Raw genomic sequence first — 13069 nt, 5'->3', positions numbered from 1 at the left:
GCGGCGTTGACCAGGAAGTGGCGGGAGGGGAAGCGGCCGAAGCCGGTGGTCTTGCCGCACCTGATGTGGTCCTCGACGGTGGCGTGTCCGCGGTGGCGGACCTCCAGAAACTGGGCGGAGCCCCCGCTGGCGAACGGCGTGTCGGTGAGGAAGGCCTGGTGCCGCAGGCCCTCGTCCTGGTCGAACAGGGACAGTTGGGCGCCGGGGTGCGGTCGCTCGCGGCGCACGATGATGCGGGTGCCGTCCGGATAGCCGGCAAGGTCGGCCATGCCAGTCAGCTCGGCGACCTCGGCGCCGGCACGCAGTGTTCCGTCCTGGTCCAGGGCGGGGTGCCAGACCTGTTCGGGCAGGGCCCGGATCGCGCGGCGGACCGGTGCGGTGACCGCGTATCCGACCGAGAAGAAGGTGCGGATTCCTCGTATCCGCACGTCTCGGACGTGGGTGAGGAAGGCTTTCGCCGATCCGGCGCTGTCGGTGCGGACGAGGATGTCGGTGCCGTGCCGGTGGGCGTCGGGGATCTGCGCGAGAGCGTCGTCCAGCACCGCGATGTGATCGGCGGCGGTGTTGGCTCCGGCGTTGCCGGGCCGCAGCCGCCCGGACATGCCCTCGCCGGTGTTGGCCAAGAAACACACCAGAGGGTGGAATCCGAAGCCGCCTTTATAGGTGGGTGCGGCTTGGTCTTTTTCGGAGTGGCAGGTCACCAGCGTGGCGTCGAGGTCCAGGACCAGGCCGGGCGGTTCCCGTCCGCCGGATTTCACTGCCGGTATTCCGCAGCGGGTCTCGGCGGCCTGCAGCCAGGCGACCTCTCGTGCCTGGGCGCGGGCCGCTCGCAGCCGGGCGAGTCCGGTCTCGTCGATGTCGGCGAGCAGCCGCCAGGCCGTGGGTGTCGAGGCGACCGGGCCGAACGCCTCGCCCTGGTCCCGGAGCACGGCCAGATCCGTGATGGCCTCCCCGCCGTCAGCCAGCATCACCGCGGATCGGTGGCGATCCGGCCCGGGTCGTGGCCGGTGCCGCGTCGCCGAAGTGGTCCCAACGCGGTGGAGCACGCGCTGGTCAGTCCGGTGGCATCGGCAAGATCAGCCAGCAACCGTGCCCCGGCATGACCGACCACCCCCGAACCATCGGCACTGACCTGGACCTTGGGACGCAACCCGATAGTCTGCACGTAGAAAGTGCCCTCCGCCTGGACCGACAGAACCCCTCAGCAAGGTTCATCGTCCCAGGTCAGGAAGGCACTTTCGGGTTTCCGACCCCATAACCAGCCGTCCCCAAGCGAAACGGCGAGGTTAGCGGCGGCTCGGCGGCCCGGCCTGCCCGCCCGTCGCCGCCGCTACTGCCCGACCGCGCCGCAGATGAATTCGTCCCTCGTGGTCCAGAAGCTGAAGAGATCGCGTCCGCAGTAGCTGTCCAGCTCCGAGACCCCCAGCCCGCGCAGGATCGCGTGGATCAGGTCGAAGAAGGCCGCGTTCACCTCGGGGATGAAGAAGAGCAGGACGAAGACGGCGAGCAGTCCGTACGGGGCGAACGGCTCGACCTGGCGGCGGAATGTGTACGAGAGCCAGGGCTCGACCACCCCGTAGCCGTCGAGGCCCGGGACCGGCAGGAAGTTCAGGATCGCCGCGGTGACCTGGAGCAGGGCGAGGAAGCCGAGGGCGTAGCGGAAGCCCGTCGGGACGCCGGAGAGGGCGTTCAGCCAGAAGGGCGCGGTGCAGACGAGGGCGAACAGTACGTTCGTCAGCGGGCCGGCCGCCGAGATCAGGCTGTGCCGCCAGCGTCCCTGGATGCGTTGGCGCTCGATGAAGACCGCGCCGCCGGGCAGACCGATACCGCCCATGATCACAAAGACCACCGGCAGCACGATGGACAGCAGCGCGTGCGTGTACTTGAGGGGGTTGAGCGTCAGATAGCCCTTCGCCCCGATCGAGATGTCCCCGCTGTGCAGCGCGGTACGGGCGTGTGCGTACTCGTGCAGACAGAGCGAGACGATCCAGGCGCCGACGACGAACAGGAAGACGGCGATCCGGATGTTCGCCGCGAAGTCCGTCCACACGGCCCAGCCCGCGACAGCCGTGACAGCGGCGATCCCCAGGAAGACGGGGGAGATCCGCCGGTCGCCGCGGCGGGAGGAGGCGGTGGTCATGGGTGGGTCTCCTCGGGGGCGTGGGACGGCGGTCGGACCGCCTTACCGTAAGCGGCGCGGGTCGGTGGTCGGATGCCCGGCCCTGAGCGGTGCGGGACGGCGGTCGGCGTCGCCCGACCGTACAGCTGACAGAACGGGAACGTCCGGCACGCCGATAACGTCTCGCCAACGGTTCCCGGTTCCGGGGGAGGCCGGCCGCCCGCGTCCCGGCGGGAGGGCTACCGGCGCGACGCGACCGGCGTGCTGGTCGGACTCGCGACTGAATAAGAGGCCGCCCCACCCATGCGCCCGGCCTCTCATGCCGGGGCGGCCTTCCTGGACGCCGTCACGGACAATGGGCGGATGCGCTATCGGCTCCTCGGCACCACACGGGCACTGCACGACGACGGCACCCCCGTCGCCCTCGGCGGTGCGCGGCTGCGTGCGCTGCTGACGGTGCTCGCCCTGCGGCCCGGCCGTACGGTGCCGGTCGGCCAGCTCGTCGCCGAGGTCTGGGACGGCGATCCGCCCGCCGACGCGGTGGGGGCGCTCCAGGCGCTGGTCGGGCGGTTGCGGCGGGCGCTCGGCCCCGCGGCCGTCTCCTCCGCGGAGGGCGGCTACGGGCTGTGCGCCGACGAGGAGGATGTGGATCTCCACCGCTTCGGCCGGCTCGCCGCCGAGGGCGCGCGGGCCTTGGCGGACGGTGACCCGACCAAGGCGGCGAGCCTTCTCGACGAGGCGCTGGCGCTCTGGCGCGGTCCCGCACTGACCGACCTTCCCGACCGTACGACCGGGGCGGCCCGCTGGGAGACCCTCCGGCTGGAGGCCCGCAGGGCGCGGCTCACGGCCGCGCTCGCCCTCGGTCGCGCCGAGGAGGCGCTGCCCGAACTGGCCGCGCTCTGCGGTGAGTTCCCGCTCGACGAGCCGCTCCAGGCGCTGCGTATCCGCGCCCTGCGCGACGCGGCGCGCCCGGCCGAGGCCCTGGCCGCGTACGACAGGGTGCGCCGGGCGCTGGCGGCCCGCCTGGGCACCGACCCGGGCCCGGAGCTGCGCGCCCTGCACGAGGAGTTGCTCCAGGGCGCCGGCGGGCCCGGTGGCGCCAGCGGCTCCGGCGGCAGCGGTGGGTCCGAGGAAGGGGCCGGGGGCGGCGAGCTGTCCGACCGTACGACCGCCACGCCGCCCGACCGTATCCGCCCACCGGTCCGGGCTCCGCGCCCCGCCGCGCCGCCCGGCAACCTCCGGGCCCGGCTGACCAGCTTCGTGGGGCGCGAAGGCGACATCGAGGACATCCGCGGCGATCTGGGCCGCGCCAGGCTCGTCACCCTGCTCGGCCCCGGCGGAGCGGGGAAGACCCGGCTCTCGCAGGAGGCCGCGGAGCTGATGGCCGAGGGGTGGCCCGACGGCGTATGGCTCGCCGAACTGGCGCCCGTGAACGATCCGGAGACCGTGCCCGAGGCCGTACTGACCGCGCTCGGAGCGCGGGAGACCGTACTGCGGGGTGCCGGGGCCGAGGAGCTGCGGGCCGCCGACCGGCACGCCGGTGAGCCGCTCGTACGGCTGGCCGAGCACTGCGCGCGCCGGCGCATGCTGCTGCTCCTCGACAACTGCGAGCACGTGATCGGCGCTGCCGCCGCTCTCGCCGAGGAACTGCTCGCCCGCTGTCCGGAGCTGACCATCCTGGCGACCAGTCGTGAGCCGTTGGGGGTGCCGGGTGAGTCGGTGCGGCCGGTGGAGCCGTTGCCGCCGGATCCGGCGCATCGCCTGTTCGCGGAGCGTGCCCGTGCGGTGCGGCCGGGGTTCGATCCGGCGGGGGATCCGGAGGCGGTGGCGGAGATCTGCCGTCGTCTCGACGGGCTGCCGCTGGCGATCGAGCTGGCGGCGGCGCGGTTGCGGATGCTGACTCCGCGTCAGATCGCGGATCGGCTCGATGACCGTTTCCGGCTGCTGACCAGCGGGAGCCGGACCGTTCTGCCGCGTCAGCAGACGCTGCGCGCGGTCGTCGACTGGTCCTGGGACCTGCTCGACGCGTCCGAACGCGCGGTACTGCGGCGGCTGTCGGTCTTCGCGGGCGGCTGTGGACTGACGGCCGCCGAGTCGGTCTGCGCGGATGAACCGGCCGGCCCGGAAGGCCTGGACGACAGGAACGACGCGGCTGCCCCCGACGGTACGGCCGCCCCACCCGTCACCGACGGTACGGCCGCCCCGGCTGCCACCGACGGTACGGCCGCCCCGGGCGCCACACGCGACGCCCAGACCGCCACACACGTCGTCGCGTCCCAGGACGTCGCCCGGCTCCTCGGCTCGCTCATCGACAAGTCCCTCGTCGTCGCCGCCCCCGCGCCGGACGGCGACATGCGCTACCGGCTGCTGGAAACCGTCGCCGAGTACACCGCCGAGCGGCTCGACCAGGCCGGTGACCGGGCCGCCGCCGAGCGCCGGCATCTCGTGTACTACCGGGAGCTGGCCCGTACCACCGACACCGAACTTCGCGGCCCCGGCCAGCACGCCGCGATCGCCCGGTTCCAGTTGGAGTACGAGAATCTGCGCACCGCGCTGCGCCGTGCCGTCGCCGCCCGCGACGAGCACGAGGCGCTCTGTCTCGTACTCTCCCTCGCCTGGCTCTGGCAGATGCTCGATCTGCGCGCCGACGCCCGTCACTGGGCGGAGGCCGCCGGGGCTCTCGGCCCCGACCCGTTCGCCCCGCCCGTGGAGCCGGCTCCGGCCCTCTCGCAGCGGTGCACCGACGCGCCACCGCCCATGACACCCGAGTTGCTCCACGAGGCCCGGCGCCAGGTGCGGCTGATCGGGATCGCCAGCATGAATCACGACGCGGAGAACTGGACCACACCCGAGCGGCTCGCGTGGTTGCGCAAGGTCGCCGACACCTACCGCCCGGGGCTTCCGCAGACCTGCCGGTTCCCCGGCACGCTGTGGGTCTTCGCGTACATGCTCACCGGGGATCCGAACGAGCTGAGACGGGTCGTGAACGAGACCGTACGGGCCTGCGAGAGGCTCGGTTACGAGTGGGAGCTGGCCGGCGCGCTGCATCTACGGGCCAATATCCTCGCGAACCGCAGCGACTGGGCCGAGGACGCGAGCCGGGACGCCGACCGCAGCCTGGAGATCTTTCAGCGGCTCGGCGACGCCTGGGGCGCCGCGGAGGCGCTGTCCGCGCGGGGAGAGGCCAGGGAGAGGGCCGGGGAGTACCTCCTCGCCGCCGACGACTACCGGGCCGCCATGGCCCACGCCGAAGGGCTCGGCGCACAGAGTCAGGCCGCGCTGCTGCGTTCCCGGCTGGCGGCGACCATGTTCGAGACCGGCCGGGGCGAGGAGGGCGAGCGCATCCTCCGTGAGGTGCTGGCCGAGGGGCGCGACACCTGGCACGAGGCGCAGCCCGCGGCCCGGCTCTTTCTCGCGCTGTGGCTGGGCCATACCGGACGCGGGGACGAGGCGCGGGAACAACTCAACCGTCTGCTCGTTGTGTTCCGCTCCGAGACGCTGGCCATCTTCGAGGGTTTCGTCCACGGCGTCTTCGCCTGGCTGGACTGCGCGGACGGCCGCTACGCCGCGGCGCTGGAGGAGTCCCGCACGGCCGTGGAGGCGGCGCTGTCGCCGCTCTCGCTGATGGTCGCCCCCGAGATGCCCGCGGTCCATCTGATGACGGTCGCCTGGGCGCTGGGCGGTCTGGCCGCCGAAGCGGGCGACCGGGAGCGTGGACGGGACGCGGCCCGGCTGATCGGCGCGTACGAGACGCTGGCGCCCGCCGGGCACCACCCCACGTTCACGGAGCGGTACATCGGGAGGAGCGCGCGCGAGACCGTGGTGGGCGTGCTCGGCGACGCCGCGTTCGAGGAGGCCCGTGCCGAGGGCGGCGGCCTCACTCTGGAGGAGGCCACCGCTCTCGCCGGATGCTGAATCCGCCGTCCCGGATCTGTCGAGTCCTGGTCCGGACGGGACCCGGAGTCCTGGGCCCGACGGATCCCGGAGTCCTGGTCAGGACAGGTCCCGGAGTCCTGGGCCCGACCGGTCCCGGACCTCAGGACTTCTTGCGGAACTTGGCCACCGCCAGCGGCGCCGTCACCACCATGATCGCCGCCGCCCACCCCAGCGTCATCCACATCGAGTGCAGGACAGGACCGCCGTTTATCAGGCTTCGCGCCGCGTCCGCGAGATTGGACAGCGGGTTGTAGTCGGTGAACGCCTGGAGCCAGCCGGGCATCGTGGACGGCGGGGCGAAGATCGACGAGCCGAACTGCAGGGGCATCAGGACGAGCATCGCCACGCCCTGGACGGCCTGCGCCGTCTTCATGGTGAGCCCCAGCAGTATGAAGATCCACATCAGCGAGGCGCCGAACGCCAGGGACAGACCGACGGCCCCGAGCAGTTCGGGCACCGACGTCTTGATCTCCATGCCGAGCAGGAAGCCCATGCCGAGCAGGATGGCGGTGGCGACGAGCATCCGGCCGATCTCGACGACGATCTTGGCGATCAGTACCGAGGACCGGGCGATCGGCATCGTACGGAACCGGTCCATGACCCCCTTGCGGAAATCGTCGTTCACGCCCGTGCCGACGGCCATCGCGATGTTCATACCCATCATCGCCATCAGACCCGGGATCACATAGTTCACATACTCCTCGCGGCTGCCGCCGAGGCTCGCGCCCACGGAGCCGCCGAAGACGTACACGAACAGCAGCGTGAAGATGATCGGCATCAGCAGGACGTCGAACATCGACTCGGGGTCCTGCTTGATCTGGAGGGCGTTGCGGCGCACCAGCGCGCCGATGTGCCGCAGGTTGGCGCGCAATCCGATCCGGCCCTCGTCGGCGGCGATGGCGGGCGACGGCGCGGGTGCCTTCTCGGGCGCGGACGTGGGCAGTGTGGTCGTCGTGCTCATGCCGCGACCTCCTCGGGTGTGGTGTCGGACACGGAGGCCGTCTTCTGGCCGGTGATGGCCAGGAACACTTCGTCCAGGCTCGGGAGATGGGTGCCGATATGGGCGATCCCGAAGCCGCGCTCGCCCAGCAGGCCGACGACCGCGGTCAGTTGCTCGTCGCTCAGGATCGGTACGTACAGCAGGCCCTCGTCCGGGACGGCCTGCGTGCCGGCCAGGCCGTCGAGCCCGGTCTCGGCGATCGCCCGTGCCATCGCGGGGAGCTGCGCCGGATCCGCGGGCCGGATCTGGAGCGTACGGCCGCCGACCTTCGCCTTCAGTTCGTCCACCTTGCCGTTGGCGATGACCCGGCCGCGGTCGATGACCGTCAGCTCGCTGGCCAGTTGCTCGGCCTCTTCCATGTACTGGGTGGTGAGCAGGACGGTGGCCCCCTCCGCGACCATCCGCTGCACCTCGTCCCAGACCTCGTTGCGGGTACGGGGGTCGAGCCCGGTGGTCGGCTCGTCCAGATACAGCACGGACGGTTGGCCGATCATCGAGGCCGCCAGGTCGAGCCGGCGCCGCATACCGCCGGAGTACTGCATCGCGGGCTTCTTCGCCGCCTCGGTGAGGGAGAAGCGCTCCAGCAGTTCGTCGGCGCGGCGGCGGGCGTCCTTGCGGGACAGATCGAGCAGCCGGCCGATCATGTAGAGGTTCTCCCAGCCGGAGAGCTTCTCGTCGACCGAGGCGTACTGCCCGGTGAGACCGATGGTGCGGCGCAGTTGGCGCGGCTGGCGCAGTACGTCGTACCCGGCGACCATCGCGGTCCCGGCGTCGGGCTGGACGAGTGTGGAGAGAATACGGACGAGCGTTGTCTTGCCGGCGCCGTTGGGCCCGAGCACACCGAGCACGGTGCCCTCGCGCACATCGAGGTCCACTCCGTCGAGAGCCCGGGTGCCCTGTGGTCCGCCGTAGTGCTTGACCAGCCCCCGTACCTCGACGGCGTTGCCCGTGCGGCTGCCGTTGGGGTTCTTGTCGATTCGCGTCATGACACCAGTGGACCAGCCGCCACCGACAAGCCGCCGACAAGCCGCCGACAAGCCGCCGACAAGCCGCAGTCAAGCCGCCGTCGAGCCGCCGTCGAGAGGCTGTCGGACAGCCGACAGCCCGCCGACGGGGGAAGATCGGCGGGCTGTCGTCCGTGCGGGCAGTGGCTTCTGGGGCCTTCTGGGGCGGAGAGGCCTCGCGTCGCGGGGGTGAATCCGTCCAGTGGGGTGTGAACCCCGTCTAGTGGAACGTGTGCTCCTCCTGAGGGAACGTTCCTCCAATGACCTCGTCCGCAAACTCCCTCGCGGCGTCCCCGAGCGTCTGCCGGAGGTTCGCGTACTGCTTCGTGAAGCGCGGCACCTTCCCTCCGGTGAGCCCGACCATGTCGGTGTAGACGAGCACCTGCGCGTCCGTCTCCGGCCCGGCGCCGATCCCGATGGTCGGGATGTGCAGGATGCGGGTCACCTCGGCGGCCAGCTCGGCGGGGACCAGTTCGAGCACGACCGCGAACGCCCCCGCGTCCTGTACCGCCTTGGCGTCGCGGAGCAGCTGCTGCGCGGCCTCCTCGCCGCGGCCCTGCACCCGGTAGCCCAGGGTGTTGACGGACTGCGGGGTGAGCCCGATGTGCCCCATCACCGGGATACCGGCCTGTACCAGCAGCTCGATCTGGGTGTGCGAGCGCTCGCCGCCCTCCAGCTTGACCGCGCCCACACCCGCGTCCTTCACCAGCCGGGTGGCGCTGCGCAGGGCCTGGACCGGCCCTTCCTGGTACGAGCCGAACGGCAGGTCGCCGACGATCAGGGCGCGCTTCGTGCCCCGTACGACCGCCGCGGCGAGCATCGTCATCTCGTCCAGCGTGACGGGCACGGTCGTCTCATACCCCAGATGGCAGTTCCCCATCGAGTCGCCGACGAGCATGACCGGGATACCGGCCTCGTCGAACACGGAGGCCGTCATCGCGTCGTAGGCGGTGAGCATGGGCCACTTCTCGCCGCGCTCCTTGGCGGCGGCGATGTCATGGACGGTGACGCGCCGGGAACTCTTGCCGCCGTACAGCGCCTTGGAGGCGACTTCCGGGCGTCCCGCGGGCGGCTTCTGCGCAGCCTCGGTCTGAACAGTCATGGCCAAAGGCCCTTTCGTCATCTCGAGGCACCCTGTCGGTGTCCCCGGACCGGTTCCATGGTGGCATCCCGGTACCGGTCACGGGAAGTGGGGGCCGCGCGTAAAGACTTTACAATACGAGACGGTCTCGTATCGAAAATGCTCTAGGGTATGCGTCATGTCCACACCGTCCGGCGGCGCTGCCGCCGCACCCCGAATACCCGAGTCCCGTGTCCCGGAGGCGGTCCACCGCCGCCGCTGGGCCATCCTCGGTGTCCTGATGTTCAGCCTGCTCATCGTCGTGCTGGACAACTCGATCCTGAACGTGGCGGTCAAGACGATCGCCGCCCCCGAGCCCACCGGCATCGGCGCCACCCAGAGCGAGCTGGAGTGGGCGATCAACTCCTACACGCTCGTCTTCGCCGGACTGCTCTTCACCTCCGGGCTGCTCGGTGACCGCATCGGCCGCAAGAAGGTGCTCCTCTTCGGCATCGCCGTCTTCGGACTCGGCTCGGCGCTCGCCGCCCTGTCCGGGTCCCCCGCCGAACTCATCGGCTACCGCGCCCTGATGGGCTTCGGCGCCGCCTTTGTGATGCCCGCAACCCTCGCCGTCCTGATGAATGTCTTCGAGCGCGAGGAGCAGCCCAAGGCCATCGGCATCTGGGCGGGCAGCGTGGGCCTCGGCATCGCCATCGGCCCGATCACCGGCGGTCTGCTGCTCGAACACTTCTGGTGGGGCTCCATCTTCCTCGTCAACGTCCCGGTGGCCGTTGTCGCGCTGATCGCGATGGTGCTGCTGGTCCCGGACTCCAAGGACCCCAGGCCGGGCCGGCTCGACCCGCTGGGCGTCGTGCTCTCCATCGTCGGACTCGTCCTGCTGGTGTACGGCATCATCCGCGGCGGCGAGCTGGCGGACTTCACCGGCGCGAGCGTGCTCGCCCCGCTCCTCGGCGGCGTGGCCGTGCTCGCCCTCTTCGTCTGGCACGAGAAGCGCAGCAGCCACCCGGCCATCGACATCTCGTACTTCAGGAAGCCGGCCTTCGCCGCCGCTGTCGCCTCCATCGCGCTGGTCTTCTTCGCGCTGATGGGCGTGACCTTCTTCTCGGCCTTCTACCTCCAGAGCGTGCGCGGCTACAGCGCGCTCCAGTCCGGACTGCTGATCCTGCCGCTCGCCGCGGCGCAGATGATCTTCGCGCCGCGCGCCCGGCTGGTGGTGGACCGGTTCGGCGCCCGTGCCGTCTGCACGGTCGGCATGCTGCTCGTCGCGGCCGGACTCGCCGCGTTCGCCCTCTTCGGCGCGGACACCCCGGTCTGGGTGCTGTGCCTGGTCTTCTTCGTCCAGGGCACCGGAATGGCGCACATCATGCCGCCGGTGACCGTCGCGGTCATGCAGGCGCTGCCCCGGGAGAAGGCCGGTTCGGGCTCGGCCATCAACAACACCTTCCGTCAGGTCGGCGGCGCGCTCGGGATCGCCGTACTCGGCTCGGTGCTCTCCGCGACCTACCGGGGCGGGATCGAGGGACACCTCGGCGCGGTCCCGGCCGGTGCGCGGGACGCGGCGGGGGAGTCGATCGAGGCGACCCTCGGCGTCGCGGAGAAGATGGGGCCTGCGGGCCGGCCGCTGATCAGCTCGGCCTACGACGCGTTTCTCGACGCCATGCATGTCACGGCCCTCGGCTCGGCGGCCGTCGCGCTGATCGGCGCCGTGGTGGTCGCGCTCTTCCTGCCGGGCCGCCCGGAGCCGCGGAAGCTCGCGGGGAGCGAGGAGGCGCCCGAACCGGCGACGGCCGCCCGCGCCTGACAGCGACGCCGTGTACGCCGCGTACGCGCGCACGGGATGCCGTGGAAAGAGACGCCGTGTACGAGAATCGGCACGGCGGAAGCGCGGCGCGGCGAGAGGCGGAGACAGGTGCGGGAGCAGGGTCACGAGAACGGACACCGGCGCGGCAGGCCACGCAGTGAGGCGGTCGAGCGGGCGATCCTGGAAGCCGTCGTGGCCCTGCTGGAGGACGGTGTGCCGCTCGGCGCGCTCTCCGTCGAACGCATCGCGCGTACGGCGGGCGTCGGCAAGGCGACCATCTACCGGCGCTGGCAGGGCAAGGAGGAGATCTTCCTCGACGTCCTGCGGGAGATCGAGCCGCCGGAGCCCGAACTGCCCGGAATCTCGGCGCTCGACGATCTCAGGGTCGTGCTGGAGTCGATGCGCCGGCGCGGGCTCGCCCAGCGGTCCTCGGCCCTGGTGCACAACGTCGCCGTCGAGATGAAGAGTCAGCCCAAACTCTGGGCGGAATACCACAGGACGGTCATCGGCCCCCGGCGTGAGATGACGCTGGCCCTGATCCGGCGCGGGGTCGCCTCCGGTGAGCTACGGGACGACCTGAGCGTGGAGTTGATGCACGAACTGCTGGTCGGCCCGATGCTCATGCGCACCCTGCACCGGCCCGGCGCGCCGCTGGAGGAGGACCTCCCCGACCGGATCATCAGCGCCGTGCTCCAGGGGCTGCGCCCACGTACATGACGGACGCGCGCGCCGGTGACGGGCGCGCGGAGTTCCGTACCGGACCGGCGCGACCGGATCGGCGCGCGATACGAGTCGCCGGGTCGGCGCGCGCGACGTGAAACACCCGGCCAGGCCGTGCGGGATCTGTCACACCTGCCGCTTTTCGTCCTTGATCGGAACCCCCGGACCCTCCCTCTTCGTCTCCGTGCGGGAACGGCTGTCCCCGGACGGCGTAGAAAGTGCCCGTACATCGCCTAGGGTCGGGGGCGAGCGTGCACGGCAAGGCAGTGAGGGCAGCGCATATGACGCAGGAGTACACGGCGCATTCGGTGACGGACGGCGGGGAGGACCACCGCTCCGGCTCCCGCGTCAGAACTCTGCTCGACCGATGGCGGGGCGATCCGGGTATCTGGCGGCGCGGGATCGTGCTCGCGCTGCTCGCGGTGGTCGTCGCGCTGTTGATGATCTCCCACGCGCAGATCCCCAACAAGATCGGCAACTTGGGCAGTCTCATCGAGACATTCCTGCCCTGGTTCGGGGTGTTCGTTCCGCTGATCCTCGTGCTGGCGCTGGTACGGCGCTCCGCCACCGCGCTGATCGCCGTGGTGCTGCCCGCCGTGGTCTGGGTCAATCTCTTCGGCGGACTCCTCACCGACAAGTCCGGCGGCGGCGGTGACCTCATGGTCGCCACCCACAACGTCAACGCGGACAACCCCGATCCGGCGGGCACCGCGCGCAAGCTGGCGGAGTCCGGAGCCGATGTCGTGGCGCTGGAGGAGCTGAAGGCCAGCGCCGTGGAGACCTATGTCGAGGCGCTGGCCGGGACGTACAAGTACCACTCGGTGCAGGGCACGGTGGGGCTGTGGAGCAAGTACCCGATGACCGGGACCGAGCCCGTCGACATCAGGCTGGGCTGGGTCCGCGCCATGCGCGCCACCGTCACCACACCGGAGGGCGGCCGGGTCGCCGTCTATGTGGCGCATCTCCCCTCCGTACGCGTCAAACTGAACGCGGGCTTCACCGCCAACCAGCGCGACAAGAGCGCCGACGCGCTGGGCGAGGCCATCGCCGACGAGTCGCTGAGCCGGGTCATCCTGCTCGGCGATCTGAACGGCACCATGAACGACCGGTCGCTCAACGCCGTGACCTCCCAGATGCGTTCGACCCAGGGCGCGGCCGGGCACGGGTACGGCTTCAGCTGGCCGACGTCGTTCCCGCTGGCGCGGATCGACCAGATCATGGTGAAGGGCGTCGAGCCGACCTCGTCCTGGACCCTTCCCGAGACGGACAGCGACCATCTGCCGATCGCGGCGCGGGTGGAGCTGAGCTGAGCGCGAGGCCGCGCGGGCCGGAGCGGCGCAGACCGGAGCCGTGCGGGCCGGAGCCGCGCGGGCCGGAGCCGGACCGGCCGGTCGGGCCGGAGCAGGAC

8 protein-coding genes and 1 pseudogene are annotated in these 13069 nt (G+C 71.3%); 4 read left to right on the top strand and 5 right to left on the bottom strand.

The window, feature by feature from the left end; all coding sequences use genetic code 11:
* Together ACIRQP_RS02365 and ACIRQP_RS02360 are read right to left on the bottom strand one after the other, a co-directional pair.
* Nucleotides 1-1195: pseudogene (locus ACIRQP_RS02365) on the bottom strand (IS1380 family transposase); the annotation flags it as partial.
* A 135-nt stretch (nucleotides 1196-1330) separates the two neighbouring features.
* Nucleotides 1331-2140: a site-2 protease family protein gene (locus tag ACIRQP_RS02360; RefSeq protein ID WP_403882056.1), complete on the bottom strand. Its 810-nt coding sequence runs from the start codon at nucleotides 2138-2140 to the stop codon at nucleotides 1331-1333.
* A 342-nt stretch (nucleotides 2141-2482) separates the two neighbouring features.
* Between ACIRQP_RS02360 and ACIRQP_RS02355 the strand changes: the two genes are divergently transcribed.
* Nucleotides 2483-6034, top strand: a complete 3552-nt coding sequence (locus tag ACIRQP_RS02355) for an AfsR/SARP family transcriptional regulator (protein WP_403882053.1) — start codon at nucleotides 2483-2485, stop codon at nucleotides 6032-6034.
* A 121-nt stretch (nucleotides 6035-6155) separates the two neighbouring features.
* Here ACIRQP_RS02355 and ACIRQP_RS02350 read toward each other — a convergent pair whose 3' ends face one another.
* From ACIRQP_RS02350 to panB, 3 genes are all read right to left on the bottom strand, one after another.
* A complete protein-coding gene (locus ACIRQP_RS02350) occupies nucleotides 6156-7016 on the bottom strand; it encodes an ABC transporter permease (RefSeq protein ID WP_403882050.1) in 861 nt (286 codons plus the stop codon).
* Nucleotides 7013-8041 (bottom strand): ATP-binding cassette domain-containing protein, encoded by a 1029-nt coding sequence (locus ACIRQP_RS02345; RefSeq protein WP_403882046.1) that lies wholly within the window; start codon nucleotides 8039-8041, stop codon nucleotides 7013-7015. Before ACIRQP_RS02345 ends, ACIRQP_RS02350 begins: the two co-directional genes overlap by 4 nt.
* A 238-nt stretch (nucleotides 8042-8279) precedes the next feature.
* Entirely contained in the window at nucleotides 8280-9161 is an 882-nt protein-coding gene (gene panB / locus ACIRQP_RS02340) for a 3-methyl-2-oxobutanoate hydroxymethyltransferase (RefSeq protein ID WP_403882044.1), read from the bottom strand.
* Between the two features lie 157 nt (nucleotides 9162-9318).
* On the opposite strand from panB, the gene ACIRQP_RS02335 reads away from it, so the two are divergent.
* From ACIRQP_RS02335 to ACIRQP_RS02325, 3 genes are all read left to right on the top strand, one after another.
* Nucleotides 9319-10941, top strand: a complete 1623-nt coding sequence (locus ACIRQP_RS02335; RefSeq protein WP_403882041.1) for an MFS transporter — start codon at nucleotides 9319-9321, stop codon at nucleotides 10939-10941.
* Between the two features lie 108 nt (nucleotides 10942-11049).
* Nucleotides 11050-11658 carry a TetR/AcrR family transcriptional regulator gene (locus ACIRQP_RS02330; protein WP_403882038.1) on the top strand — a complete coding sequence of 203 codons (609 nt, stop codon included), beginning with the start codon at nucleotides 11050-11052 and terminating at the stop codon, nucleotides 11656-11658.
* Between the two features lie 284 nt (nucleotides 11659-11942).
* On the top strand, nucleotides 11943-12971 hold the full coding sequence (locus ACIRQP_RS02325) for an endonuclease/exonuclease/phosphatase family protein (RefSeq protein ID WP_403882035.1): 1029 nt from the start codon (nucleotides 11943-11945) through the stop codon (nucleotides 12969-12971).
* Nucleotides 12972-13069: the final 98 nt, after the last annotated feature.

The organism is Streptomyces sp. NPDC102274 (assembly GCF_044766385.1).
In the GTDB taxonomy this organism is placed as follows: Bacteria; Actinomycetota; Actinomycetes; order Streptomycetales; family Streptomycetaceae; genus Streptomyces.
This window is presented reverse-complemented; position numbering and strand designations above follow the sequence as displayed.

What these genes read in the sequence shown, in the direction of transcription:
- ACIRQP_RS02350 (WP_403882050.1), bottom strand. Translation starts at nt 7,016, where the DNA reads ATGAGCACGACGACCACACTGCCCACGTCCGCGCCCGAGAAGGCACCC.
- panB (WP_403882044.1), bottom strand. Translation starts at nt 9,161, where the DNA reads ATGACTGTTCAGACCGAGGCTGCGCAGAAGCCGCCCGCGGGACGCCCG.
- ACIRQP_RS02355 (WP_403882053.1), top strand. Translation starts at nt 2,483, where the DNA reads ATGCGCTATCGGCTCCTCGGCACCACACGGGCACTGCACGACGACGGC.
- ACIRQP_RS02325 (WP_403882035.1), top strand. Translation starts at nt 11,943, where the DNA reads ATGACGCAGGAGTACACGGCGCATTCGGTGACGGACGGCGGGGAGGAC.
- ACIRQP_RS02360 (WP_403882056.1), bottom strand. Translation starts at nt 2,140, where the DNA reads ATGACCACCGCCTCCTCCCGCCGCGGCGACCGGCGGATCTCCCCCGTC.
- ACIRQP_RS02345 (WP_403882046.1), bottom strand. Translation starts at nt 8,041, where the DNA reads ATGACGCGAATCGACAAGAACCCCAACGGCAGCCGCACGGGCAACGCC.
- ACIRQP_RS02335 (WP_403882041.1), top strand. Translation starts at nt 9,319, where the DNA reads ATGTCCACACCGTCCGGCGGCGCTGCCGCCGCACCCCGAATACCCGAG.